Annotated in this window: 26 protein-coding genes; 16 read left to right on the plus strand and 10 right to left on the minus strand. The window is 40.4% G+C overall.

Going from position 1 to position 25,020, the window contains the following annotated elements; all coding sequences use genetic code 11:
- Positions 1–93: 93 nt before the first annotated feature.
- The 5 genes from RMY31_RS10385 to RMY31_RS10405 form a co-directional block, all read right to left on the minus strand.
- Positions 94–2,046: a N,N-dimethylformamidase beta subunit family domain-containing protein gene (locus tag RMY31_RS10385; RefSeq protein ID WP_322663646.1), complete on the minus strand. Its 1,953-nt coding sequence runs from the start codon at positions 2,044–2,046 to the stop codon at positions 94–96.
- 807 nt (positions 2,047–2,853) lie between these two features.
- The gene (locus RMY31_RS10390; RefSeq protein ID WP_322663709.1) at positions 2,854–3,816 is read right to left on the minus strand and encodes a glutathione S-transferase family protein; all 963 of its coding nucleotides are present in this window, start codon (positions 3,814–3,816) and stop codon (positions 2,854–2,856) included.
- Between the two features lie 84 nt (positions 3,817–3,900).
- Positions 3,901–4,191 carry an Asp-tRNA(Asn)/Glu-tRNA(Gln) amidotransferase subunit GatC gene (gatC, locus tag RMY31_RS10395; protein WP_322663648.1) on the minus strand — a complete coding sequence of 97 codons (291 nt, stop codon included), beginning with the start codon at positions 4,189–4,191 and terminating at the stop codon, positions 3,901–3,903.
- A gap of 133 nt (positions 4,192–4,324) precedes the next feature.
- Positions 4,325–4,846, minus strand: a complete 522-nt coding sequence (locus RMY31_RS10400) for a photosystem I assembly protein Ycf3 (RefSeq protein ID WP_322663650.1) — start codon at positions 4,844–4,846, stop codon at positions 4,325–4,327.
- A 171-nt stretch (positions 4,847–5,017) separates the two neighbouring features.
- Positions 5,018–5,695 carry an SOS response-associated peptidase gene (locus tag RMY31_RS10405; protein ID WP_322663652.1) on the minus strand — a complete coding sequence of 226 codons (678 nt, stop codon included), beginning with the start codon at positions 5,693–5,695 and terminating at the stop codon, positions 5,018–5,020.
- Between the two features lie 207 nt (positions 5,696–5,902).
- Here RMY31_RS10405 and RMY31_RS10410 point away from each other — a divergent pair, with 207 nt between their 5' ends.
- Positions 5,903–6,544 carry a glutathione S-transferase family protein gene (locus RMY31_RS10410; protein ID WP_322663654.1) on the plus strand — a complete coding sequence of 214 codons (642 nt, stop codon included), beginning with the start codon at positions 5,903–5,905 and terminating at the stop codon, positions 6,542–6,544.
- A gap of 138 nt (positions 6,545–6,682) precedes the next feature.
- On the opposite strand, the gene RMY31_RS10415 is transcribed toward RMY31_RS10410, so the two are convergent.
- The 4 genes from RMY31_RS10415 to RMY31_RS10430 form a co-directional block, all read right to left on the minus strand.
- Entirely contained in the window at positions 6,683–6,904 is a 222-nt protein-coding gene (locus RMY31_RS10415; RefSeq protein WP_322663656.1) for a DUF167 domain-containing protein, read from the minus strand.
- Positions 6,888–7,298 carry a DUF2809 domain-containing protein gene (locus RMY31_RS10420; protein ID WP_322663658.1) on the minus strand — a complete coding sequence of 137 codons (411 nt, stop codon included), beginning with the start codon at positions 7,296–7,298 and terminating at the stop codon, positions 6,888–6,890. Before RMY31_RS10420 ends, RMY31_RS10415 begins: the two co-directional genes overlap by 17 nt.
- A gap of 239 nt (positions 7,299–7,537) precedes the next feature.
- The gene (locus RMY31_RS10425; RefSeq protein ID WP_322663660.1) at positions 7,538–8,092 is read right to left on the minus strand and encodes a DUF2231 domain-containing protein; all 555 of its coding nucleotides are present in this window, start codon (positions 8,090–8,092) and stop codon (positions 7,538–7,540) included.
- A 10-nt stretch (positions 8,093–8,102) separates the two neighbouring features.
- Entirely contained in the window at positions 8,103–8,849 is a 747-nt protein-coding gene (locus tag RMY31_RS10430; RefSeq protein WP_322663662.1) for a DUF2993 domain-containing protein, read from the minus strand.
- A 257-nt stretch (positions 8,850–9,106) separates the two neighbouring features.
- Between RMY31_RS10430 and RMY31_RS10435 the strand changes: the two genes are divergently transcribed.
- Positions 9,107–10,162, plus strand: coding sequence for a hemerythrin domain-containing protein (locus tag RMY31_RS10435; RefSeq protein ID WP_322663664.1), 1,056 nt, complete (start codon positions 9,107–9,109; stop codon positions 10,160–10,162).
- Positions 10,163–10,336: 174 nt separating this feature from the next.
- On the opposite strand, the gene RMY31_RS10440 is transcribed toward RMY31_RS10435, so the two are convergent.
- Complete coding sequence (locus tag RMY31_RS10440; protein ID WP_322663711.1) at positions 10,337–10,732, minus strand: sensor histidine kinase; 396 nt, start codon at positions 10,730–10,732, stop codon at positions 10,337–10,339.
- Positions 10,733–11,023: 291 nt separating this feature from the next.
- Between RMY31_RS10440 and RMY31_RS10445 the strand changes: the two genes are divergently transcribed.
- The 14 genes from RMY31_RS10445 to RMY31_RS10510 all read left to right on the plus strand — a co-directional run bounded on the left by RMY31_RS10445 (position 11,024) and on the right by RMY31_RS10510 (position 24,994).
- Positions 11,024–11,689, plus strand: a complete 666-nt coding sequence (locus RMY31_RS10445) for a hypothetical protein (protein WP_322663666.1) — start codon at positions 11,024–11,026, stop codon at positions 11,687–11,689.
- A 294-nt stretch (positions 11,690–11,983) separates the two neighbouring features.
- Positions 11,984–12,742, plus strand: coding sequence for a HesA/MoeB/ThiF family protein (locus RMY31_RS10450; protein WP_322661244.1), 759 nt, complete (start codon positions 11,984–11,986; stop codon positions 12,740–12,742).
- Between the two features lie 4 nt (positions 12,743–12,746).
- Positions 12,747–12,956 (plus strand): molybdopterin-binding protein, encoded by a 210-nt coding sequence (locus RMY31_RS10455; protein ID WP_322661242.1) that lies wholly within the window; start codon positions 12,747–12,749, stop codon positions 12,954–12,956.
- Positions 12,957–13,414: 458 nt separating this feature from the next.
- On the plus strand, positions 13,415–14,362 hold the full coding sequence (modA, locus tag RMY31_RS10460; protein ID WP_322661240.1) for a molybdate ABC transporter substrate-binding protein: 948 nt from the start codon (positions 13,415–13,417) through the stop codon (positions 14,360–14,362).
- A gap of 304 nt (positions 14,363–14,666) precedes the next feature.
- Entirely contained in the window at positions 14,667–15,434 is a 768-nt protein-coding gene (locus RMY31_RS10465; protein ID WP_409877827.1) for a hypothetical protein, read from the plus strand.
- Between the two features lie 168 nt (positions 15,435–15,602).
- Positions 15,603–16,361 (plus strand): hypothetical protein, encoded by a 759-nt coding sequence (locus tag RMY31_RS10470; protein ID WP_322661234.1) that lies wholly within the window; start codon positions 15,603–15,605, stop codon positions 16,359–16,361.
- A 26-nt stretch (positions 16,362–16,387) separates the two neighbouring features.
- A complete protein-coding gene (locus RMY31_RS10475; RefSeq protein ID WP_322661229.1) occupies positions 16,388–17,446 on the plus strand; it encodes a hypothetical protein in 1,059 nt (352 codons plus the stop codon).
- A gap of 193 nt (positions 17,447–17,639) precedes the next feature.
- Positions 17,640–18,395 (plus strand): SDR family oxidoreductase, encoded by a 756-nt coding sequence (locus RMY31_RS10480; protein WP_322661227.1) that lies wholly within the window; start codon positions 17,640–17,642, stop codon positions 18,393–18,395.
- Between the two features lie 42 nt (positions 18,396–18,437).
- Complete coding sequence (locus RMY31_RS10485) at positions 18,438–18,875, plus strand: hypothetical protein (RefSeq protein ID WP_322661225.1); 438 nt, start codon at positions 18,438–18,440, stop codon at positions 18,873–18,875.
- Positions 18,876–19,956: 1,081 nt separating this feature from the next.
- Positions 19,957–21,009, plus strand: coding sequence for a hypothetical protein (locus tag RMY31_RS10490; protein ID WP_322661223.1), 1,053 nt, complete (start codon positions 19,957–19,959; stop codon positions 21,007–21,009).
- 143 nt (positions 21,010–21,152) lie between these two features.
- On the plus strand, positions 21,153–22,595 hold the full coding sequence (locus RMY31_RS10495; protein WP_322661221.1) for an NAD-dependent succinate-semialdehyde dehydrogenase: 1,443 nt from the start codon (positions 21,153–21,155) through the stop codon (positions 22,593–22,595).
- Positions 22,596–22,735: 140 nt separating this feature from the next.
- Positions 22,736–23,224, plus strand: a complete 489-nt coding sequence (locus RMY31_RS10500) for a GNAT family N-acetyltransferase (protein ID WP_322661220.1) — start codon at positions 22,736–22,738, stop codon at positions 23,222–23,224.
- Positions 23,225–23,275: 51 nt separating this feature from the next.
- Entirely contained in the window at positions 23,276–24,070 is a 795-nt protein-coding gene (locus RMY31_RS10505; RefSeq protein ID WP_322661218.1) for a methyltransferase domain-containing protein, read from the plus strand.
- A gap of 24 nt (positions 24,071–24,094) precedes the next feature.
- Positions 24,095–24,994, plus strand: a complete 900-nt coding sequence (locus RMY31_RS10510) for a DMT family transporter (protein WP_322661216.1) — start codon at positions 24,095–24,097, stop codon at positions 24,992–24,994.
- Positions 24,995–25,020: the final 26 nt, after the last annotated feature.

Consider the following 25,020-nt stretch of genomic DNA (forward strand, 5'->3'; position numbering starts at 1 on the left):
AATTGCTTAATACCGAATTTTCTGCTATACACCCACCTGGTTATGAAAACCTAAATAGGAGTTAGAAGTTGCCTGGATTCTGGCCCCTAACTCCTAAATTCTGACTTTTTGAGGTTGGATGTGTCTTATTAAATAATTTAAAAGACGGTAGCCAAATGCCTTGCTGGAAGTATTCACCGAATTACTCAAATAGACCAAATGATTCCAGCCTGATTTCAACACATCACTCTGTGTTACACGAACTGATACAGGCTGATATCCTCCCCATACTCCCATATCTTCAAGTACGTTGTAGATCACTCGCTGGTAGGCTTTCGATTCCCTGGCAGGTAATACATTCCATGAATCTAACCCCCAAACTGATTGAATTGAACCGACAGCGAAAACTCTAGCACCACTAGGAGCCGTAAAATACACACCATGGGATGTTTGCACTGCGTTCATGGGTAGAGTACCGACAAACGACTGAGAAACATTAGAAGTCGCTGGAATAGGATTGGGGATAGTTGATTCAAAAATAATACAGTCTAAAAATTTGGGCGTGCCCGATTTGGTGAGAGGCTGTGCGCGAGGATCTGGATCGATATGATCCCATTCATAACCAAGTAATTGAGTCAGTTTAGAACCTGCCGTTAAGCCAGTTCCTCGAAAAACATTATGGTCTTTTTTAACTGTGAGATCGTAGCCTCCAAAAGCATTTCCAATATCGCCGATATACCCCACACCAAATAAACCGCACTCACCCGAAACTTTGCATCCATCGAATGTCTTGCCAAGTAAATCTGGGTCACGAAAACGGTAAGTAGGGGGAAAATTAACTGTATCTTCTACATAATTAGAGACCACACCACCTGCCATTGGATCGTTCAGTTTATAAAGATCGGCGGTTCTATAGTCATCATGCCATTTGATATTCCAGTAACATGTATTCGCTGACAATGAAAGGATATGTACGCCAGCTTCTACTGCTTCTTTAATTGCTTTATACTCTTTAAAGCTCCAGTATTCATCATGACCACTATTCATAAAGACGCGATATTTTTTAACAAAAGCCGAGCCTTTTTTATCGATATCTTGACCAGAACAGTAAGAAACGCGATAGCAATTCTTTTCTAACCAACGAATAGTGTTGGCTTCCCAGCGCAGGGGATTGCTATTTACCATTTTGGGATTATAACAGTTACCTTCCCACGGGCTATCGTGGGTAATTTGTAGTGCCCTTTCGCTGCTAGAATAAGTTGATTTTCTGTTGGCTTTATCGTAGGCAAAACTGTTGTAAGCAAGGTGAGTTGCAAACCCAAATTTATAAATGATATCAGATTTTAGATTATCATCTCGCAGAATAAAGAATGCTAAACATTGTTTAGCTGTTCCTTTATCGGTGAGTTTCACCATATAACAACCAGTGACCCAAGTATCATCAGTTGTGATGGTGTAAGTTTTCGCCCAGTCATAACGAACAAGCTTGGTTTTGTCGTCAACTTTCTCGTTAGATACAGGTTGATTGATTGCTGCAATATTATCAACTGTGCCGATCAATCTTGCACCTATACCTCCGTAATACCCCAATCTATAAACTTCGACTTTGATGTTCCCTGGAGTCAGAACACTTGCAATTATGTCAATCGATTCACCTTTGTTAATAGATTCGGCGCTCATAAAAGCGGCAATCTCTAGACTTGTCGCATAGTTAGTTTTTATCCAATTTTTAGTTCCTCGTTTTAAATTCTCTAAAAAAATTGGGTGATTAACAACATGTTTCCTAACACCATCGCCAAATTTTATCCGCTTAATTTTTCTTTCAGTCGAAATGTCCTTAAAATAGTAAAGATATTCATAGTCTCTTTCAGAGAAAATAGTAGTTAATGATGAACTGCTCTCACTATTAGTATCATCAAATTCTAAATAGTCTCTTTCAGAAAAAATAGTAGTTAATGATGAGCTACCCTCACTATTAGTATCATTAAATTCTAATTCCGGATTTTTCGATTTAAGACTTTCAGCAGTTGCATAATCGACAAAATTCTGCTCGGTTGGTAAGGGCATGATGAGTGACTCTCCAGTTATATCAAAACTGACGCATTAGCAATAATTCAGTTGTTAGCACCAAGATTCACTTAATTTAGTGTAGTTTTACTACCTAAAATAGGACTATTAGATAGAGTTTTACTACCTAAACCACGACTATTAGATAGAGTTTTACTACCTAAATCACGACTACTAGATATAGTTTTACTATCTAAACTATGGTCTTTAGATAGAGTTTTACCACCTAAACTACAACTATTATATAGATATTATTAAAAAAATATTAAAAATAATTAGGATTTGCATGAAGATATGTAAAAAATTTATGAAGCTGAAATTGCTTTATTTTCGCTCTGTATAATATTCACTATTTGAAAGTAATCAGATTTCTGTTTATTCAATACCTACTCAACCGTAAAACTTTAAGAGAGTGGAGATTTTGTCAATAAGCTAATATACTCAAATATCGGCATGTAAAAATGATAATCATGTAATGCTAATACCGTTTTGAATTTTGTAAGATCCAATACCGTGTAGTAGTGGGTTATTTAGTGAAGATGCTCCTTGAATTATTCTTCGACCTGTTTCAATTACAGTTTTTTAAAGTTGAGACAAAACCTGCACATTCTGTAAGAAAGCGTTCTACCTACATTCTCCAACCCCTTTTTCTAATTTTGGGAGACGAGTAGCCAAACTAAAAATCCCTCTCCAACGCTTGGAGAGGGATTTAGGTTGAGAACAAAAATTCATGCAAAAAGTCTATTGTTTCTCAGATTCTGTATTGCATGATTTCAATGTGCTTTTAGAGTAAGAATTGGTCAAAAATCAAATGCGATCGCGGTTATGAGGTGCATCAAAATCAATCACAGGGCCTTTTGGTACAATCCGGGTTGGGTTAACCTGTGGATGGCTCCTGTAATAATGCCGTTTGATGTGGTCAAGATTGCAAGTTTCTTTAACTCCCGGAAATTGGTAGAGTTCTTTGAGATAATTCCACAGATTGGGATACTCTACAATACGCCGGATATTGCATTTGAAATGCACATAATAAACTGCGTCGAAACGAAACAGGGTAGTGAACATACACCAGTCCGCCTCAGTAATTTGATTCCCACAAAGATAGCGTTGATTTTCTAACACTTTTTCCCAGTAGTCGAGAGCAGCGAATAATTCTGTTACTGCTTCGTCATAAGCAGACTGAGAAGTAGCAAATCCCGCACGGTATACACCATTATTTATAGGCTGATAAATCGCATCAATCGTTTCATCAACCACCTTTTGCAAATGCTCTGGATAAAAGTTGATATTTTGTTGAGCGAAAGCATCGAATTGTGTATCAAACATTCTGATGATTTCGCGGGATTCATTATTGACTATAGTCCCTTTTTCGATATCCCATAAAACTGGTACGGTAACGCGTCCGCTGTAGTTGGGGTCAGCCTTGAGATAAAGTTGCCAGAGATATTGAGTACCATTGACCGTATCGGGAATAGCTCCTGGTTCATCGGTAAATTCCCAACTGTTTTGATCGATTTCCGCACTAACTACTGATAAACCAATGACATTTTCTAGCCCCTTTAACTGGCGGAGAATTGCGGTACGACAAGCCCAAGGGCAAGCCCAAGAAATATACAAATGATAGCGCCCCGGTTCAGCTTTAAACCCACTAGAACCATCGGCTGTAATTTGATGGCGAAAAGTTGTTGATGGACGAATAAATCTGCCTTGTGAGTCTTCTTGCTCGCGTCGAGATACCCACTGACCATCTTTAAGGATTCCCAAACCCATATTTATCTCCTTTGTCAGTTGCCAGTTGTTAGTTGTTAGTTGTGTTTTGTTACTGACCACTGACCACTGACTACTGACTATTGACTATTCAGCATTGAGAATTTTTGGCACTTTGAAAAATTCGCCTTCTTGTTCAGGCGCACTGTTAAGGATTGCTTCGCGTTCAGAATAGGGTTGCAACTCGTCTTCTCGTGTCACATTGCTAACATCAATTGCTCTTGCTGTTGGCGGCACATCGCTAACATCCAGTTCACTCAGCTGTTGGACATAATCCAAAATACCTCCTAGCTGGGTGGTGAATTGCTCCTCTTCTTCTGGCGTTAATTCTAAACGAGCCAGAAGAGCCACTTTACGAACTTGTTCGCGGTCGATCATGATTTTGTCAGTAGTTAGTGGTGAGCCAGTGTGGTCTTGGGGGTTTCCCCCATGAACAACTGGCGAATCCGAAGGGTCAGTTGCCAGTAGTTAGTTGTCAATGGCCAATTAACAACTGACCACTGACCATTGACTAAAAGAATACGTCAACTTGCGATCGCCCAGTGGTCTTTAACCAGTTTTGGGCTTCAATATAGTTATTGGGAGCCATACGAATCGCTCTAATCCAATAATCTGCTGCTTGGTCAAACAGCGCTTCTCCGCCGTCCTCATCTCCAGCTTCTTTAGCTTTTTCGCCTTGATAGTGGTAAATTACGGCGATGTTGTTCAATGCCTGGGGTAGACGTGGGTTCAACTCGATTGCTTGGTGATACAATTCCAAAGCTTTGCTGTGGTCGCCATTGCTGGCGTAGATTAGCCCCATATTGTAGAGAATATAACCGCGATCGTTGGAATCTTCTTCTAGTGTTAGGGCTTCTTCGTAGTACTCTAGTGCTTCGGCATATTCCCCTTCTGCCTGGGCTGACATCCCATCTCGGTAATAAACAAATGCTTCTTTAGCTTTTCTGTTAGCTGGCAATATCTTCAGGATGATATCTGCCATCACTGTAAAGGATTTGTCAATAAAGTTATCGTTTTTTTGTGTTCTTGGCATATTTGCCTCTACGTTAGGGATTGGGGATTGGGTATTGGGGATTAGGTATTGGGAAAACTCTTCTCTAGTCCATAGTACACAGTCTTATAGTCCCTAGTGCCCAATCTCTATTCCTTATTCCCTAGTCCCCAGTCTCCAATCTTTGCATCTCCGTGTCCTCTTTCCCAGTCTCTAACCCTCACTAAGGGGGATGATACATTCTGGACTGTTATGTTGAGATTTATTTACTAAGGTACTAACTGGGTAAGCAGTCATTGCTTCGGCAGCATAGGGAGACAATAGCTGCTGTAATGCTTCAGGCGTTTGCACTTGGGTATCCAACCACAAATTGTAATCTTGTGGAGCAATGATGACTGGCATGCGATCGTGGATTGGTTGCAGTAATTCGTTAGCTGCCGTTGTCAAAATTGTACAAGAGACTATTTCTTCTCCTTGTGGCGATCGCCATCTTTCCCACAATCCCGCAAAACCGAAAGGTTGTCCATCTTGGAGACGAAAATAAAATGGCTGCTTCTTACCCTGCTGTCGTTGCCATTCATAGAAGCCATCAGCCACCACTAAACAGCGTCGGTGCTTGAAAGCTGAACGGAAGGCAGGTTTTTCAGCTACAGTTTCTGCCCTAGCGTTGATTAGCTTTGCCCCCATTTCTGGATCTTTCGCCCATGAGGGAATTAATCCCCAACGTAAATATTGAAATTCACGCTTATCGCTTTGCGGGTTATGTAGCACTGTGCCCACCATTTGCGTAGGTGCAATGTTATATTGAGCCGCTAAATCTGGAACTGACTGCACCTCAAAAATTTCGGCTAACGCTGCTGCTGACTGGTTTAAAGTGAATCTTCCACACATAATTTTATTAGTAAATACTGAATACAATAAACCCTTGAATACTAGGAATAAATAATACTTTGGTTTTTTATTCTCTCAAATAATTAATTATGTTTTGAACATAGATACAGAAAATAGTAAAAATATCCTGTTTTACGATAATCATTTTGTAAGATATTGTATTTTAGACCCTCATATCTAAACACATTCAACCTCATATTTTTGAGCATGGAAACGCTAAAATTGTACGATTTTTTACCCTCTGGCAATGGTTATAAGATACGGCTTTTATTGACACAAATGGGTATGCCTTTTGAAAGAGTAGAGATTAACATCTTAAAAGGAGAGAGCCGAACACCGGAATTTTTAAGTAAAAATCCCAACGGTAAGATACCAGTTTTGGAAATTGAACCTAGAAAATATTTGGCAGAATCAAATGCCATATTGGTATATTTGAGTGAATACACAGAATTTTTACCATACGATCGCTTTTTAAGAGCGCAAGTTTTGCAATGGTTGTTTTTTGAACAATACAGTCATGAACCTTATATTGCTACATCAAGATTTTGGATTTCTATTTTAGGTAAAGCGGAGGAATATCGCGTAGCGATAGAGCAAAAACGTGAACCGGGTTACGCAGCATTAACAGTCATGGAGAACCATTTGAGTTATCACACATTTTTTGTGGGTGAGCGTTACACTATCGCTGATATTGCCTTATTTGCTTATACTCATGTCGCCGATGAAGGCGGCTTTGATTTAACGAAATTTCCGGCTATTCAAGCTTGGTTAGAACGAGTCCAATCTCAGCCCAGATATATAAGCATTACCCAAGAAACATCCATGAACTACCATTACAACTTGGGATAGCTGAGTCACCTTTCGTCCTTGGTGTCTCCCCTTGGGAGAAGTTTAGCCGGAGGGAAACCTCTTTACAACTTCTCGCTGAGTAAAAATAATAGTCCTCATTCCCCAATTTCCAGTACCTAATTCCTTTTTGCACTAAATTTATGTATCAATTTCAATCAGCTTTTGTCGAGAGGATAAACCTGATTTAATTCTGATATGTGATTTCGGCACATCAAATTTTTCAGCTAGTATTTTAAGTAACTCTTCATTGGCTTTACCATCTACTGGTGGAGATTTCAAATGTACAGTCAGGCTACCATCCGTTTGTTCTTCAATCTTTTGAAGTTTTGAATTGGGTTTAACTTTAACTTTTTTTTGCATAACTTATTCTCTGTAACTGTCGCAGCCACAACCAACCTAAAACACAACCCAATACATAGTGAGGAAAATCCCACCAACTAAAGGTAGAACCAAGCAACCATTTACCTATCAATGTAGCGCGTACCTCTTGTAATAGTGGTGGATGCCAAAGTTGCAAAAACTCCAATATACAGGTAACGATCAAAACCCATACAGGAATTTGCTTCACGGCTAGTTGACTCCTTAAAAACCAAAATGCAAGTAGACACCAAAATATTTCGTAAAATACAGCCGCTCCGTAGTTATTAAACCATTGATGGCCGGGCCCAATGTAGTACTTAAAGAAAAAGCCCATCACTACCACGATTAGCAGAGACAGGATGATAAATATTGCTTGATTACGGTTTTTGAGCATGTTCTCAAGGCTAAAGACTAAGCAAAATTTTAGCCTTGAAAAAGGAAATGGGAGTGAGGAGGAGCCACTGCATTGGTGTTAGCACAGCGGTAGCGACGTTAGGAACTTCACCCAAAGGGCTTCCCGCAGGGTAGCAAGTGGCGTGGTTTCCCTCCGGGCTAACTTCTCCTATCGCAGACGCTACGCGAACGGAGGGACAAGGAAGAATTTACTTCCCCAGCCCCTCTGCCTCCTAGCTTCTACGGATACCTTCTGCTACCAGCGCCTACTACGCCAATTTTGTGGCGATAGGAGAGTTCTGCACCAAACCAGCCAGAAGCGCTAGTTAGCGTACCTACAATGAGTGAGAGTAATAGTCCCCAAGGTAATATGCGTGCTTCTGCGTCGCCCAACCGCAGCAGAAAGTTAACGAGTGTCAAGACTAGTAGAGAAACATTGAGAATCAGATGTGCCCAGCCAGCACTACGCTTACGGACTCGTTCAATTTTCAAAAAGTCACTCAAGCCGATCGCAGCTGCTAATAAACCTCCACCTAATCCCAGTCCGATTAACCATAGCGAAGCCCTAGCCCAGAAGGGATCGCGGGTTAACCAATAGCCGAAGTCGCTTCCTAAGGCGGCTGCTAAAAAGGCTATGGGAAAAATCACACTCAGAGGGTGTAGGGGATGTCCGGCGATCGCCACTGTGCTGGGTACGCCAGAATCGCGATATTCTTTGTCGTCACTTTCAATAATTGGTGGAATATTTGGGTAAGGTGTAGAAGTTGTTTGTTGTGTAGTTTCTGTAGTTTCCATTTTTAGTATCCTATTTTTCAGTGGAGGGAATTTGCTCAACGTAAGCTTCAGCTTGCAGCGTTAGTTTGCCTGTTTCTACTACTAGTTGCTTAACTCGCAGGCTCATTCCTTCTAAATCGAAGTTATTCAAATTCAAAATTTCGCTGGTTTGCTCTATCAAAGCTTTTGTCAATTCTGGCGATATTTCTTCTCGTTCACTATACTCAACATTTTCTAGAGAGACACTTTGTCCGTTAGCACTAACACGAGGTACTGCTGAAAAAGCAACTTGCTTGTTTTCATCAGTTTCTCGTAATAGGATCTCGGCATTTAGCACAATTTTTTCTTCACCAGGTAGAGAGAAGTCTATATGTTGAGGTGATATTGTCCTTGGTTGCCCATTGAAATTTATTTTTTGACTTTGGAGTTTTGAGCGGACAAATTCAGAGTTAAAAGCACGATTAATATCAGTTTCACTTAAAACTACTTGCGCTCGGCCAGCAGCAGGTTTGGTGAGTTCGATTTTACCAAAAGCTACACTCAGAGGATCGAGCGCAACATTATCAATTTGCATTTCTATTTCCTCCATCCGGAGGTCTTTTTGCATCACCAAACCTTCGCCATCAATAGTGACTGCATCCACTTGTCCTTGAACAACTTTGAGCGGGTCAGTTTTGACATTTACTTCTAAACTTTCTACTTCATCTAACTGGCTAGATAAACCTATTTCTGCAGCTTTATTCAGCGCTTGCTCTCCTATTCCAGGATTATCTGGCATTATCACCCAATCTCCTATTTAAGTATCCTTGAGCCAATTTAGAAAAATAGGATAAAAAATATATCTATCTGGCGGTGGAGTAAATTTTCAAAACTTATCTGTCAAACAGAATAGTTATCAAAGCTTGCGCTCAAAATTGTGAGTTTTCTATCCCTAGTAGTGAAGTAATCGCTCAAAAGAAGGAGGAAAGAATTATAAAGACTATGTCAATCTAAAACAAGTATTAATTAAGAACACTTTTCCGAGGAGAACTAAAGATGGTATCCACTTTAGATGATACAAAGCGTAAAGCTATTGCTACAAAATTAGCAGATATTAAATTACTCCAACAGTTGCTAGTTGAAAATGAGCAACTATTTTTGAGAGAATCTACCGATAGCGAAATTTCAGATCGCTTCCGGAAGATGCTCGAAGACGATCAAAAAAACCTAGGTATTATAGAAACTGTAATTGTTCAGTACGGCAACCCCGCAGAACCAAAAAGAACAGTACAAGAAGAAGTTAACAAGGTTGGCGAACTCATGCAGGGTTCTGAATTAAGTTTCTTTGAAAAAGTATTTAAGCACGAATTGCTAAAGCATCAACAAGTAATGAGTGGCTTGTTAGTTCACAAGGCTGCACAAAAAGTTGGTGCTGACGTGATAGCGGCAATTGGGCCTTTAAATACTGTTAACTTTGAGAACCGCGCTCACCAAGAGCAACTCAAAGGTATTGTGGAAGTCTTGGGTGTTCGCGAACTCACCGGACAAGATGCAGATCAAGGCATTTGGGCACGAGTCCAAGATGCGATCGCAGCATTTAGCGGTGTAGTAGGTAGTGCTGTTACCCAAGGCACTGACAAACGGGATATGAATATCCAAGATGTCATCCGCTTGGATCACAACAAAGTAAATGTCCTGTTCGCCGAAATAGCGCAAAGCAACGATCCACAAAAGATTCAAGAGTACTTTGGTCAACTCTACAAGGATCTGACTGCCCATGCTGAAGCCGAAGAGGAAGTAGTCTATCCAAGAGTACGTGCTTTCTACGGTGAAACAGATACTCAAGAACTGTACAACGAACAAGCCGAAATGAAGCGGCTGTTAGACGAAATTAAGCGTATTGACCCCTCTTCACCCCAATTTAAAGAAAGAGTCAAAAATCTAGCAGACATCGTCACCGATCACGTTCGTCAAGAAGAAAGCACAATGTTTGCTGCTATTCGCAATAACTTGAGTACTGAACAAAGCGAGCAACTCGCTACAGAATTTAAAGCAGCTAAGCTCAGAATTCAAGAGAGATTGGCTAAGGAAACCCAAGGTTCTGCCAGATAGATTTAGACCTGGCTTGAGAAAAGCTGTTAGAGTTAGCATCAAAAATAACTAATTGTTTGTGGGCGATCGCCAAATCAAAAAAATGGGCGATTGCCCATTCCATAATGAAACATATTGATGCTGCAATAATCCTACTCTACGGAATCATTAATAACATTAGATGAACTCTGAAATTCAGCGGTAAATATGTTGCTGAATTGGAATCTTAACTATAAATTCAGTACCCTTCCCTGGCGCAGAATTACACCAGATTTTTCCATAGTGTTTGTCTGTGACAATTTGATAACTAATCGATAATCCTAACCCTGTACCTTTGCCTATAGGTTTTGTTTTAAAGAAAGGGTCAAACAGCTTAGAGCTTATTTTCTCAGTGATTCCTGTCCCATTGTCTGCAATTGCGATCGCTACCCATTCTGCATGAATAAACTCAGTACGAATTCCGATTGTGCTGGGATTTGCCTGAATTTCTTCACTTGAGCGCTGTTGATTGAATTCATCTAAAGCATCGATCGCATTGTTAATAATATTCATAAAAACTTGATTTAACTGTCCAGCGTAACACTCGACCAGAGGTAGTTGACCGTGATATTAATTAGTATGGGAGTATTTACTTCCAAGTCTCCCTGTACTTAAAATTCCCTAAAGTCCTTAATATGTAGGATTTATTATTAATTTCATGTTAAGGACAGCAAAATATTCGATAAAGCTTAAAGCAGAACCCACAGGTTAGCGGGTTGGTTTCACTCCAATCAAATTTCGGCGAGGTAACTGGCTTTGGAAACGTCCTACTACCCTGCTTCAGATCCTAATTAAAATGCCATCATAAATAAGCAACTCGCACTTCCATAGGAGTATCCAGCCGTGCAGCCGGACTTAATAGGCTTGGAAATTAGCAAAGGGGAATTGAGACGTTTGACTGGGTTCGATCCAGACGATGTATTTCGACCTTCTATTATGAAAGACCGCGAGAAGCGACTAGGGTTTTTGATCGATGAAATGCTAGTAGCTTTGGCGCTAACCCCAATAATTGTTGGGTTTGTTTATGCATTTCTGATTCTGCCAATAATCGGTTCTTCAATTAAACTGGGAATTCTCTTACTGATTCTAGTTCCGATCGCAGTCCTAATTGGGCGATCGCTATGGCGACGTATGACCTGTCCCAAAGCACTGACAATGCTTTTAGATGAGGTCGATAAATATCATGGCGTTGTTCAAGCAATAGATGTTAACGATCAATTGGCAACATCTGCAAATCAAAGCAGTATAAATGACCGAGAGCAAGTAATTGCTGCCCTACAACTTATTAGAGAAAATTTAGTACTGGCTCTGAAAAGCGAACGAATTTTGCGAGATAATAAAAAACTACTTGCTAATAACCAAGAGTTATTTGTCAATAATTTAGCCAATCTGCAAGCTTTACAAGTTAGCAGTCAAGCCAGTGAATATAGTCAACTTTTAAATCAATCTTTGCAAATTGCCCTTGATGTGCAAGCAGAAATCAAAAAACTACAAAAACTAGGGGGGTAAGGGTGTAAGGGGAAGGAGAATCCTTATCCTAAAGCAGACGCGTAAGGACAGAGGTGCATTCACCTACTTAGTACCACTATATAGCGCGTGATTACTCTACACCCCTACACCCCTACACCCCTACACCCGCCCCAACGGGGCTTGATGATTGATTAATAAATACTATTGATAATACCAACCTGTGTTCTATTTTTACCTACTAAATTGGCAAAAAATGACAAAATGTGTATGCGGTTACAATTGTCGTCATCTAATAGGTGATAGCTTTTACTACTGATGAAGAAGTAAAAAACAATGGACTTAACGCCTACCGAGTTAGAACGCTATCACCGCCAAATGATGCTCCCTGATTTTGGTGAACTAGCTCAAAAACGCCTGAAGTCAGCAACAGTTCTGGTTACAGGTGTAGGAGGGTTAGGCGGTACAGCAGCACTTTACCTTGCAATAGCAGGTGTTGGACGGCTACTTCTGGTTAGGGGTGGGAATCTGCGGTTGGACGATCTCAACCGTCAAGTTCTGATGACAGATGATTGGGTAGGTAAACCAAGAGTATTCAAAGCTAGAGAAACTTTGCAAGCTATCAATCCTAATATTCAGATAGAAGCAATTGATAATTATATTACAAGAGAAAATGTAGATTCTTTAGTGCAAAGAGTCGATATAGCTCTTGACTGCGCCCACAATTTTGTCGAACGTGACTTATTGAATGAAGCTTGCGTGCGTTGGCAAAAACCAATGGTGGAAGCAGCAATGAATGGAATGGAGGCTTATCTAACAACGATTATTCCTGGTGTAACTCCTTGTTTATCATGCTTGTTTCCAGAAAAGCCGGATTGGGATAAACGTGGCTTTGCTGTTCTGGGTGCTGTTTCTGGAACACTAGCTTGTCTGACAGCATTAGAGGCTATAAAGCTAATTACTGGTTTTAGTCAGCCCCTGTTGTCACAACTGTTGACAATCGACCTGAGCCGAATGGAATTTGCCAAGCGCCGTTCATATCATGATTCCTCGTGTCCTGTATGTGCTAGTATTCCTACTAGGATAGGAAGTTGAGTCTATGGACATTAGCGCTCGTAACTGTCTCAAAGGTATTGTTAAAAACATTTTACCTGGTTCGGTTAATACTGAAGTAATACTAGAAATTGTGCCTGGGGTAGAAGTGACTGCGATTATTACAAAGTCATCAGCCCAAAAACTTCAACTTGCAGTTGGTAAGGAAGCTTATGCTGTAGTTAAGGCATCAGATGTCATAGTTGCGATTGATTAAAAATTTTTATTTTCAGAATGATGCGGGGCTGCACGCCTATTTAGCTAAAAAATTGTCAAATTTTTCTGACACTGTGAATAACTAAATTCCGAGTATGGAAACAGCATTTTTGTCTTTGAAACTGTTACGTGTGAATTGTTCTAGGAAAGCTCTTATTGCATAAAATATTATCGGAAATTTCAAACCAGAAGTATTTAAATCGATTTTTCCAACTTTATTGGTAATATACTTTTAACTGAAAAATCACATACAAAACCAAGCGCGATCGCATCCCAGAGAAAAGACCACATATCTTCGTCTGATATTGATAAGGGACTTCCAAATAAAAAAATATTGGATAATTTATTTCTTGGAAAACCCTAAACTACTCGAAGTGTATCAGCAAGGCTTGAGTGAACCAGTGGCGAACATTGTTTTCTCGTAGACTTAAGTCCTCAAATATTACTGAGTCAACAAGCATGAAAAAGTATTTAATTGCTATATTGCTGACTACTAGTACTTTCAGTCTCATTTTGTCTCATCCAGCCTTCGCTGTTACCCTTTACGGTGCCGGTAGTTTGCGCAATAGTCTGACAGAAGTCGCTAACTCTTTTACCCAAGAGTATAAAATCTCAGTAACAACGCGATTTGGGCCATCTGGTTTAACACGAGAACTCATAGAACAAGAGTTATCACAGACAGGAAAATCCGCAGATGTTTTTGCTAGTGCGGATATAAACAACCCACTCACACTATTTCAACAAGGTTTAAGTGAACCAGTAGAAACATTTGCCAGCAATCGTTTGGTCGTCGTTGCGCGATCGCGTTTGTCACTAAGATCGGATAACCTATTGAGCAAACTGCTAGACCCACAGATTAGAGTAGGTACTTCAACACCTTTAGCAGATCCTTTAGGAGATTACACACAACAGGTATTTCGCAAAGCCGACCAAATCAACCCAGGTAGCTTTCAACAGCTGAATCAGAAAGCCCTACGTTTGTCCGGCGGTGCTAATTCTCCGTTGGTTCCAGCTGGAAGAGTTAACTTAGTTTACTTTCTTGAAGACACGCAACAGGTAGATATTTATCTGTCCTACTACACTATTGCTCTTTCAGCCCTCAAACAGTCGTCTAATCTGCAAGTTGTAGAACTACCTGAAAACCTAGCAGTGAAAGTTGATTATGGACTGACTGTGCTTAAAGATGCTAGTCCAGAAGGAACAAAATTAGCTGACTATATCCTTTCACCAATTGGACAAAAGATACTAACAAACTACGGTTTTACCGCCGCCAGAACTACCTCAATACCAGAAAGTCAAGGTGTAGTTGGAATTGTTCTGGCAATAGGTGTAGCTTTTGCTATACAGAAAAAATTAGCATCCACTAAAAAACAGCGATTAGACTCAAAAAACCCATCAATTCAATAGGAATTCCAGAACATCAATCAAAAGTGTATCTTGCATTACTTTTTACCCCATGAGATTAGTATAGGATTTAATACCAGATAAGTTGGTATAACATCAACAACGAGATATTCTACTTAACGCAACTTAAGTGAGAGCTAAATGCACTAACTTAAGACCAATTCATAGATAGTGAGGGATTAGAAGAATAGGTAATCTTAGATGCAGCGAGAAAAACTATTCTGAACCAGTATTCTCGATTGCTAGCTTCTAATTCCGCCTCTTCCCGAAGTTCTCAAACCATTGAAAATAAACAATTCTGCCAAAAATGAAAAAGCCTATTGGTCAGCCTAAAAGACCGGAACTCAGATCGCGTGTAGACGCACTCCTAGACTCAATGATTGCGAGGTTCTATAACGAAGTTCCGTTTTCTCAACATATGTTGAACGGATCGCAAATCAATATGGATTACTACAAGCGGCACAACATTGAAACTATTCTTCGGTTGCGGCTAAAACGTACAGTAGATGCACTAGCTATCCGATACTTCACTAAGCATGACCCAGTTCAAGCCAAAGCATGGGCGAAATACACCGAGGAAGAGATGCTTCATGACACTGAGTTCTTCGTCAGGGATCTTGAAGCCGTAGGTGTATCGAAGGATGCGATTTACTCGCAAGAGCCAATGCTCTCAACAAAGCTGCTTATGGGATATTTGCTCTTTGACATTGAATACAAAGATAGTCCACTAGCTCTGATTTCAAGCGTTTACTTCGTAGAATACACAACTGTAAAGACCCAACCGCAATGGTTGGACAATTTAGCGAAGATTCTGGGCAAAGACAAAATTATTGGAGCTAGAGGACATGTGAACCTCGATCTCAAAGATGACCATGACGATTTTGTGTGGGATGTCCTTGTATCTCTAATCAAGACTCCTGAAGATGATGAGAAAATCCTCGAACATATACATAATGTCGGTCGGCTTTACGTTGCATACTTTATGGAACTCCATCAGGAGTTGATCGTAGGTCAAACTGAGGATTTAACCTTGGGTAAATCTCTTGATATGAGTCTGCTGGCACAGGTGTCATGAGCTATGCAACAAAGTGTTGCACAAGATTTAAGAATAATTCTTGTGTAGTGTGGGGCAAATATCTGCTCCCTCTACCTCTAATTATCAAGTCTGATTGAATACTTATCATTCGGACTGACGCAGGGATGGGGGAGGCACAGACAAAGCTCATTCAATTATCTTGCAAATATGCAACTTTTGCAAAAAAACTGGCTTGATTCGTGGTTATTCGATCGCTATATTCTTCACTACGCCACTCCCAAACAACTCATTCAACCAGCAATCAAGGAATGGATTGTGCAGGGATTGATCCAAGCAATGCCAACCTTGAAGATTGCACAGTATTTTGAGGCGAAGCCAAACTGGTTTGAAGAATGCGATTACTTAATTGTTGCAGTCGAGGCTGTATCGAATGACTTAATTGCCTTCTTGGCATCTAGTTGGGTACAAACAGACTCATTGCCCTTTCTGCACATCAAAATCCAGATGATTGCAGACCGTTACCAGAAAACACATCTGCTCAAACATATGTGGGGATTTCACCTTTACAAGGTGAGTCAAGGAAATTTGGGATTCCCATCAGTCGTTGCTCTAAAGACCTGTCATCCTGCTGTTTTCTCAGCAATGCGGGTGTTCTCACGTTTTGACGGCGTTCAAATGTATCCTCGGATTGATGGTGAAATGCCAGACTCAAAAATGAACGAGATAGCTTGTCTGATTGCAGAGAGTATCTGTCCCAGTCTGGAATTTTGTTTGCATACTGGCGCGATCAAAAATGCTAGCGTACCGACAGATTTTTACCCTTCCCTACCGACAACAAAGAAAGCTGACGTAGGACACTATTTCCAAAACAATCTGACTCCAGCAGATCGGCTACTTTGCATTCTTAACATATCAACAGATTTAGCAAAACATCGCATACTACAAGCGTTGTGCAAGAAACTATAGCCATTGTTTAAAAACAGAGGTAATTTATGGAGCCTATTAGCATTAGACCTGGTTCTTACCGTCAGTTTGGCCCGTCAGAAGGTTGTACTTTTTGCTTGGTGACTAACACAGATATTATCGATCGCTTCACCATTGAGAAAAGTGGTTCTTATACAGATTATCTAACTGTCACCTATGACCAGGAAGGGTCATTTGAAACAATACTACAAAATGAAATCCCGGAAAACTCCCATGTTTTTGTAGTTTCACCAAATCGTTTCTTCCGTTCTCCAAATCCAGAGGTATTGGGGGATAAGCGCAAGTTGATGGCGATGGCTTGCAATTCCACACCAATATCACTAGAAGCTATCAAACACTTTCTTGGTGTCATCGAGCGAACCGATCCCTATGCTCAAGCAGAGTTTGCCGAGCGTTTTTTTGAGTTAGGACAAAAAAGCGATCGCTTGGAAATTGTAGATGAAGAGTACGGCACTCGCGCCATCTTTGACCATCTTGATGAAAAATACGAATGGAATTTGCAAGCTGGGCCTCTAGAGTGGGGCGAACAACAGATTGCACCATCAGGAGAAATCAGTGTTTTACCTGCCGATATTTGGGAATTTAATCCCAATCTTTACCTAGCAATCAATGGCGATATTGCATTTCGAGGACTACCGATTCTACATAGTGGTGAGCCGTCTTTTTTACGCGAGGATCAAGCACGCATTTTCAGTCAGTTACGACATATGAAGCATCACGCGCTGATTGCCAAGGTAGAACAAGGCGTTGTAACAGATTTGCATCCCACTCACCCGGATGTAGAACCAGCAGCAGAGATGCTCAAAGTGATGGGTGCTATTGATTCCCGGTATTTGACTATTTGGGAGTTAGGTTTTGCTATCAATACCTCACTCGACTTATTGTGGGGTAATTATGCGATGAACGAAGTCTACGGTGGTACTAGAGGAGCGTTGCACTTTGGGCTTGGTCTTACACCTTACACACAGTACCATCTCGATTTGATTTGTCCGGGTATTCGGGTATATGGACAGGATAAAAAGCTGCTTCTTGGTACTCCTGAACTCACTACTGCTGCTACTAGATGAGTCAAGTTATTGATTCGTAAAATCGTGGCGAATTGAGGGTTGAAGTTTAAACGCAGAGGATGCAGAGAGAAGTTGCCAGGAGGGTTTCCCTCCAAGCAAACTTCGGTGGGTAAACACAAAGGCACGCAGAGAATTCGCTACGAATTATGAATTATTTTGCAAGCTATGTTGTCTAGACTTTGGGAAGGTAATTATGATTGACCTCAAAGGAAAAGTAGTACTAATTACAGGTGCAGCTCGTGGTATCGGCGAAGCATCTGCACGCGCTGTTGTGGCTGCGGGTGGTTATGTAGTAGCTAATGATGTACTTGCAGAACAACTTACTGCTCTACAAGCTGATTTAGGCTCAGGCCACTGTCATATAGTCGTTGGCGATCTCGCTGATGTTAAGGCTGTCCCATATCTTTGGGAGCGTGCAACTGACTGGCGAGACGGTATTGACGTACTCGTGAACAATGCAGGAGTGTATGAAAAAGCCACCATAGAAGGTGATTTTGAGAACTGGCATACCTCGTGGATACGTACACTCAATATTAATTTAGTTGCTCCAGCGTACCTGTGCCGTGAGGCTATCCATCACTTTAAACAGCAAGGTGGTGGAAAGATTATTAATATTGCCAGCAGAGCAGGATTTCGGGGTGATTTGCCTGACTATACGCACTATGCGGCATCAAAAGGAGGAATGCTGGCTCTGTCTCGGACAATTGCGCGTGGATTTGCCGATAAGAATATCCTAGTCTATGCGATCGCTCCCGGATTTGTTCGTACAGAACTCAACGCCGAGTACTTTGATAGCTACGGTGAGTCAGCTGCTATCTCCCAGACACCACTAGGGGAGATGGCAATGCCGGAAGATGTTGCTAACGTCGTGATTTTTCTGGCCTCAGATTTGGCACGTCATGTAACAGGCGCTACTATTGATGTCAACGGGGCGAGTTACGTTCGTTGAGAATTGCAGGCTCCTGAGAGCAAGTATAGGGATGAAAGTTAGATGGATAGTCAACACTTTCCACTTCTAGGTGGATGTCACTGTGGCAACCTCAAACTTATATTTAACAGCACAAAAACTCCAAACCAATTAGCTGTTCGGACGTGCGCTTGTTCTTTCTGTCGGAAACACGGCACGCGTAGTACCTCAGACCCCAATGGAAACTTGCAGATTCAAATGATGAATTCCGAGCAAGTCATTCGTTATCGCTTTGGTATGCATACAGCTGACTTCCTAATTTGCGGTTGCTGCGGCGTTTATGTTGCTGCTCTTATGCAGCATGAAACGCAGCAGTCTGCCACTATCAATGTCAACGCCCTAGAGTGCGCTCATTTAGTCTCTCAAGATTCAGTAACTGTGGACTATGATGATGAGACTATACAATCGCGACAAGAACGACGTTTACGAGCTTGGACACCAGTAGTGTCGATATTAAGATAGGCTCGCAAACGCTTTAGCGGATTTTAATTCCTCTATATCTGCATTAACTCAATAAAACTTTCTCAATTCTCAAAGAAACAAAAATTTCAGCAACAAATAATTGCTGAAAGATTGTTTTTGCTTGTCAAATAATTGGAGATATCAATGAACTTTTCAACTAATTGCTGAAAAACATAAAAAATATTTTCTTTGTTGCTTGGGCAATGCAATATAGCGTATTAATCATTGTTGTTGCTATTGATAAGTTGCTCTATTTTTGTTGTCTAAAAATTAGATTTTTATGTATTTTAAAATATTAAAAAATATCTTATTTATCACTTGTTTTTTAAAGAAAATAGTTGTATGTTCTATTTAGCTTGTACAAGCAGATGAACGTTAACCGAAATTGGTAAATAACCATGAAGAAAGTAAACAAGAATGGTCGTTATCTTGGCACATTGTTAGGCTAATGTTTTTCGATTAGCTAACTAATGCTCAAGTTAAATCTTAGGGTTTTGAAATAGCCCTCAATAGCAAACGTTAACCAAAATGGAGAAATAACCATGAAGAAAGTAAACAAGAATGGTCGTTACCTCGGCACATTGTTAGGCTAATATTTTTCGATTAGCTAACTACTGCTCAAGTTGTATCTTAGGGTTTTGAAATAGCCCTCAATAGCAAACGTTAACCAAAATGGAGAAATAACCATGAAGAAAGTAAACAAGAATGGTCGTTACCTCGGCACATTGTTAGGCTAATATTTTCGATTAGCCAATTAGCATTTTAATTGCATTTACAAGAGGTTTTCAATCAACCTCAAGAATTCAGGATTTTTGTAAATCCGAGTTCTATTTAGAGTATGCGGTTTAAATGCAATAGTAAATTAATAGGGGGGATTTACCCCTCCTATTAATTCAGGAAATATTATTTTTGTAGTCAGGAATTTATATTGATTTAATATTAAATTATTATAATTAATTGACTATATACATTTGTCAATTTGAATGCAGATATAATACCGATTGCGAAACATAGTATTTCAGGTTGTTTTTGAGTAAATTTTGTCAAGAATCAACATTTTCTCTTTACGGTTATTATCAAGATGGAAACTATACTCATTCGTCCACAACGCCTTCGTCAATTTGGGTCTAGCAAAGATGTTCATTTCTGCCTTGTTACCAACTCTTCTTTAGTAAACCAGTTCCAAATTGCAGAAGATAGTGACTATACTTCTACAAAGATTGTGCATTATGATGCAGAGCGAGCTTTTGAACAGTTATTAGACGAGAGTATTCCTGAGCCAGCCCATATTCTTGTCATTTCTCCCCAATACTTCTTTGAATCTCCTGCACCCGAAAAGCTGGCACAGCGCAAGCTAGTCGTCATGCCTTGCAATTCCACACCAACGCCATTATTAGCGATTCAGCATTTTTTGAGAATCATGGAGCGCACCGATCCCGAAAAACTAGAAGCCTTTGCCGATCGCTTCTTCGATTTGGGAAGGAATAGCGAGTACCTGGAAATTGTAAATAAAACTCAAGGTACTAGAGCAATCTTTGAACACCTAGATGAGAGCTATGAGTGGAACCAACAGGCAGGATTTATCGAATGGGGAGAGCAGCAAATTGCCCCAGGAGGAGAACTCAGCGCATTACCCGATGACATCATGCGATTTAACGCCAACCTCAGATTAGCAGTAAACGGCGAGATAGCATTGCAAGGTCAACCTACAGTCCACTCAGGAGCAGTTTCCTTTTTACCTGAAGACCAAACGCGAATTTACAAAGCGCTTGAGTGTATGCGCGATCGCGCAGTCATTGCTACCGTTAAGGACGGTCTGATTACAGAATTACGGGCATCTCATCCAGAAGCTCAACCAGCAGTTGATATGCTCAATAATATGTTCGTCTTAGATTCGCGTTACCGGATTATTTGGGAAATGGGGTTTGGCATTAATACCGCTCACGAACTCCTACCTGGGAATTTTGGTATGAACGAAACCTATGGTAGCAGTAACGGAGTGTTCCATTTAGGAATCGGTTTGACACCTTACACTCAGTACGCTCTGATCCTGCTTTGCCCAGATACCCAAGTACTGGGTCGCAATGGAGAGGCACTTGTTGGTAAGCCAGCAACACTTTCAGCAGCAAGGTAATATAGCAAAGTGCTGAGTCCTGAGTCCTGAGTATAAACCCAGTTACTTTAAGGCTTTGAGCAATCAACGATGTCCTAATCTATGTGACCATAGCTATACATCGTAATTTGAAGAATGCAGAATTCAGAATATAGAATTCAGCTATGAATCAAGAATTTAGTTTATTAATTGACGGCAACTGGTGTAATGGCAGCGATAATTGCTTTGGCGAATTAATCGATCCAGCTAACGAACAAGTAATAGGACGGGTAGCTTATGCAAGTCAAACCGATCTCGATCTAGCTCTCGCCGCTGCCAAAAAAAGCTTTCTAACTTGGCGTGATACACCAGTAAGTACTCGTGTAAAGATACTAGAGCGAGCAGCAACATTACTCTACGAACGTGTTGATGCTGCCGCACTCTTGCTTACCTGCGAACAAGGTAAACCACTCAGGGAATCTCGCCAAGAATTGATCCGAGCAGCTGAAACCATTGCATGGAATGCGAAGGAAGCAGAACGAATTTTAGAGTCCCGTAGTATTCCTGAGAGCGACTATCGCAGGTTTATCGTACCCGAACCCATTGGTGTTGTGGCTGCCTTTACACCGTGGAACTATCCAGCGGTTGTTTCTGCTCGAAAAATAGCACCAGCACTTGCTGCTGGTTGTACAATAATTCTCAAAGCTGCGGAAGAAACACCAAGTTCGGCTGTAGCGATCGCAACGGCATTAATTGATGCCGGGTTGCCGCCTGGCGTAATCAATTTGGTTTTTGGCGATCCGCCAGCGATTTCTCAACACCTTCTTGCTTCGCCAATTATCAGGAAGCTTTCTTTTACTGGTTCGACAGCAGTCGGCAAACAACTGGCAAAGCTAGCCACAGACAATTTAGTACGCTGCACTCTTGAACTTGGCGGTCATGCACCAGCGATTATTTTTGCAGATGCAGATGTTGATGCTGCCGCCGATGCGATCGCTGCTTACAAGTTTAAAGGCTCCGGTCAAAGTTGCAATGCACCTAGCCGAATTTATGTGCATGAAACCCTCTATGAACCATTCCTCAAACGGTTCACAGAACTTGTACGAAATATTCGCGTTGGTGATGGCATGGACGAGAATACTGACATGGGGCCATTGGCAAACCCCCGTCGGATAGCAGCAATGGAACGCTTAGTTGCTGATGTAGTAGCTAAAGGCGGACGTGTAGTGACTGGAGGAAAAAGGCTGCCAAGACTAGGATATTTCTTTTTGCCTACAGTACTTACTGAAGTTCCAGACGATGCAGCCATTATGAATGAGGAACCATTCGGCCCAGTCATCCCCATCGCACCTTTTGCTGACTTTGATGAAGTAATTCATCAAGCAAATAGTAATCCTTATGGACTTGCAGCTTATGTGTTTAGCAGTTCGCCTACAGTAGCAGAAGCCGCCGCTAAAGCTTTAGAGGTAGGTAGTGTTGGTATCAATCAACTAAGTGGAGTGCCTCCTAATGCACCAGTGGGAGGTGTTAAGGATAGTGGGTATGGATATGAAGGTGGAACTGAAGGACTCGAAGCTTTTCTTAACCTCAAGTTGCTCAGTCATCCAATTTTAGATTTTGGATTTTAGGTCGCACCTTTGGTGCGCTTTCAGCGCAACTTGGATTGATTCTACGGATAAATCTGCTTGCTCTGTTGTCAGTCAAAAGGTCTGATTTTAACTTTAATAAACTTGTTTCCCCAAAAAAATGAAGACGAGCATAGCTACCTATGTCAGCAAAAACAACTTTTAATTCCCAAATCCGTTTAGCCACTCATAATGATGTTCCTAGCATAATCAATATTATGCGCGAGGTTTACATTGAGCATGGTCTGATATTTGAAGTTTCTCAAGAAATACCAGATATTTTAGATTTTGAGAGAATATACAATCAAAAATCTGCTACTTTCTTTGTTTTATTAGTTAAAGAAGAAATTATTGGGACTGTAGGTGTCAAAATAATCGAATCTTCAGAAGCAGAAATTGTCAGGCTTTATCTTAAACGTAATTTTCGAGGTCTTGGTTTCGGCTACCAATTGCTTAAAACTGCGGTTAACTGGGCACAAAAACAAGGGAAAAATCATATAGAGCTATGGTCTTTTACTCAATTTACCCAAGGTCATAGTCTTTATAAGAAGTTTGGTTTTACTCAACTAGACACACGCCAAATGAATGATGTTAATAAAACTCAAATGTATGGTTTTGCATTTTCAAGTTAAAAATTAATATTCATCTGATATTTTTTTACGCAGAGAATAGAGGACAATACCATGAAAAGTAATTATGTGATTTCTGGAGGGAAAAAGGGTAAAGACCGCCTTAAAATCCTAGCAGAAATTGTTCAAAAAACTACACTCAACCTTTTAAAAGACATTGGAATCAGCGAAGGAATGCACTGTCTTGACGTGGGATGTGGAGGTGGTGACGTAACTATAGAGATAGCTAAATTAATAGGTGAAAAAGGTAAAGTCATTGGCATCGATATGGATAGTAGTATTATCCAGTTGGTTCAAGAAGAATTTCAAGAGCAGTTTCCCAATATTGAATTTAGGGCATTAAATGCTTTTGATATTGATGAAGTTTCGCAATACGATTTGATTTATTCTCGCTTCTTACTAGCGCATTTAACGAATCCCGGAATAGTAACTACAAAAATGTATCATGCTTTGAAACCTGGAGGAGTAGCTATAGTTGAAGAAACAGATTTTTCTGGATATTACTGTTATCCAGAATCTCAGGCTTTTACAAGATACTTGGAACTACACCGCCAAGTGATTGACCGTAGAGGTGGAAACGTCGATTTAGGAGCTAAGGTTCCTAAAATTCTTAAAGATTCAGGGTTTAAAAATGTTCGAGTTAATTTAGTACAACCAATATTTACAAAACTCTCAGAAAAAATAATTCCTCAACTAACACTACTTAATATTAAAGAAGCAATTGTTTCAGAGAAACTGGCTTCACAAAAAGAAATAGATTCTCTGTTGGCAGAGCTAAGTCAATTTGTTGAAAGCCAACAAAGTATTATAGTCTTTGCTAGATTATTTCAGGTTTGGGGGTACAAGTAAAATAAAAATATTCTTTCTTTAAATATGAACAAGGAAAGTTTTTATACTGGGACTGTTGAACTGACCGTTGCTATGCTGGTGTCGGGAACAGTTGGTGTGTTTTTTAAAGAGTCGCATCAAACAGTTTTTAATGTTGTATTTTACCGCTGTATATTCGGAGCGATTTTCTTAAGTTTATTCTGCTATTTTAAAGGATATTTTCAGCAACACAATTTAAATTTACGACTACTAACACTGGCTCTACTCAGTGGTATATCACTGATTTTAAATTGGGCATTGATTTTCAAATCTTTCTCACTAATCTCAATCGCATTAGGGACAACAGTTTATCATACCCAACCTTTTTTTGTGGTCATATTAAGTAGCTTAATATTTAAAACTACTATTTCTAAAAACAAAATCGGCTGGATTGCGATCGCATTTCTAGGATTAGTGCTGGTTACTAAACTTCGGTTGACGATGGTTTCAATCGACAGTTTTTATATTCTCGGTATATTATTTGCCCTACTCGCAGCTATCTTTTATGCTCTAACTACACTCCTTGTCAAGTGTCTTGAGGGCGTGCGTCCTCACCTCATCGTCCTAATTCATTTGACCCTGGGAGTATTTTTGCTTCTACCTTTCACATCTCTTGAAAAAGTTCCTCTCTTTGGTAACCACTGGTACTACTTACTGAGGTTAGGTGTAATTCACACTGGTATTGTATACATTTTGATGTATTCATCCTACCAAAAGCTCGCGACACCAGCGATCGCAGTTCTCACCTTTGCAAATCCAGCTAGTGCAATGTTTAGCGATTATGTCATCTATAGGCATATCCTAGAGCCAATACAAGGAGTCGGCGTTGCACTCATCGTACTTGCGAGCCTTGCAGTAAATTTAAACTGGTCATTATTTCCAAGTAACTTGATTTCAAAGATGTGAACTAATCAAAAACTGTAGATGCCGAA

Origin of the sequence: Dendronalium sp. ChiSLP03b (genome assembly GCF_034531165.2) — a bacterium.
Taxonomy (GTDB): Bacteria; Cyanobacteriota; Cyanobacteriia; order Cyanobacteriales; family Nostocaceae; genus Dendronalium; species Dendronalium minutum.

Excerpts from the sequence above, each read along its gene's own strand:
- modA (WP_322661240.1), top strand. The coding sequence starts at position 13,415 with ATGAAAAAGTATTTAATTGCTATATTGCTGACTACTAGTACTTTCAGT.
- RMY31_RS10420 (WP_322663658.1), bottom strand. The coding sequence starts at position 7,298 with ATGCTCAAAAACCGTAATCAAGCAATATTTATCATCCTGTCTCTGCTA.
- RMY31_RS10470 (WP_322661234.1), top strand. The coding sequence starts at position 15,603 with ATGCAACTTTTGCAAAAAAACTGGCTTGATTCGTGGTTATTCGATCGC.
- RMY31_RS10385 (WP_322663646.1), bottom strand. The coding sequence starts at position 2,046 with ATGCCCTTACCAACCGAGCAGAATTTTGTCGATTATGCAACTGCTGAA.
- RMY31_RS10435 (WP_322663664.1), top strand. The coding sequence starts at position 9,107 with ATGGTATCCACTTTAGATGATACAAAGCGTAAAGCTATTGCTACAAAA.
- RMY31_RS10485 (WP_322661225.1), top strand. The coding sequence starts at position 18,438 with ATGGATAGTCAACACTTTCCACTTCTAGGTGGATGTCACTGTGGCAAC.
- gatC (WP_322663648.1), bottom strand. The coding sequence starts at position 4,191 with ATGATCGACCGCGAACAAGTTCGTAAAGTGGCTCTTCTGGCTCGTTTA.
- RMY31_RS10390 (WP_322663709.1), bottom strand. The coding sequence starts at position 3,816 with ATGGGTTTGGGAATCCTTAAAGATGGTCAGTGGGTATCTCGACGCGAG.
- RMY31_RS10465 (WP_409877827.1), top strand. The coding sequence starts at position 14,667 with ATGAAAAAGCCTATTGGTCAGCCTAAAAGACCGGAACTCAGATCGCGT.
- RMY31_RS10450 (WP_322661244.1), top strand. The coding sequence starts at position 11,984 with ATGGACTTAACGCCTACCGAGTTAGAACGCTATCACCGCCAAATGATG.
- RMY31_RS10405 (WP_322663652.1), bottom strand. The coding sequence starts at position 5,695 with ATGTGTGGAAGATTCACTTTAAACCAGTCAGCAGCAGCGTTAGCCGAA.
- RMY31_RS10400 (WP_322663650.1), bottom strand. The coding sequence starts at position 4,846 with ATGCCAAGAACACAAAAAAACGATAACTTTATTGACAAATCCTTTACA.
- RMY31_RS10500 (WP_322661220.1), top strand. The coding sequence starts at position 22,736 with ATGTCAGCAAAAACAACTTTTAATTCCCAAATCCGTTTAGCCACTCAT.
- RMY31_RS10480 (WP_322661227.1), top strand. The coding sequence starts at position 17,640 with ATGATTGACCTCAAAGGAAAAGTAGTACTAATTACAGGTGCAGCTCGT.
- RMY31_RS10415 (WP_322663656.1), bottom strand. The coding sequence starts at position 6,904 with ATGCAAAAAAAAGTTAAAGTTAAACCCAATTCAAAACTTCAAAAGATT.
- RMY31_RS10475 (WP_322661229.1), top strand. The coding sequence starts at position 16,388 with ATGGAGCCTATTAGCATTAGACCTGGTTCTTACCGTCAGTTTGGCCCG.
- RMY31_RS10425 (WP_322663660.1), bottom strand. The coding sequence starts at position 8,092 with ATGGAAACTACAGAAACTACACAACAAACAACTTCTACACCTTACCCA.
- RMY31_RS10430 (WP_322663662.1), bottom strand. The coding sequence starts at position 8,849 with ATGCCAGATAATCCTGGAATAGGAGAGCAAGCGCTGAATAAAGCTGCA.
- RMY31_RS10510 (WP_322661216.1), top strand. The coding sequence starts at position 24,095 with ATGAACAAGGAAAGTTTTTATACTGGGACTGTTGAACTGACCGTTGCT.
- RMY31_RS10490 (WP_322661223.1), top strand. The coding sequence starts at position 19,957 with ATGGAAACTATACTCATTCGTCCACAACGCCTTCGTCAATTTGGGTCT.
- RMY31_RS10505 (WP_322661218.1), top strand. The coding sequence starts at position 23,276 with ATGAAAAGTAATTATGTGATTTCTGGAGGGAAAAAGGGTAAAGACCGC.
- RMY31_RS10455 (WP_322661242.1), top strand. The coding sequence starts at position 12,747 with ATGGACATTAGCGCTCGTAACTGTCTCAAAGGTATTGTTAAAAACATT.
- RMY31_RS10410 (WP_322663654.1), top strand. The coding sequence starts at position 5,903 with ATGGAAACGCTAAAATTGTACGATTTTTTACCCTCTGGCAATGGTTAT.
- RMY31_RS10495 (WP_322661221.1), top strand. The coding sequence starts at position 21,153 with ATGAATCAAGAATTTAGTTTATTAATTGACGGCAACTGGTGTAATGGC.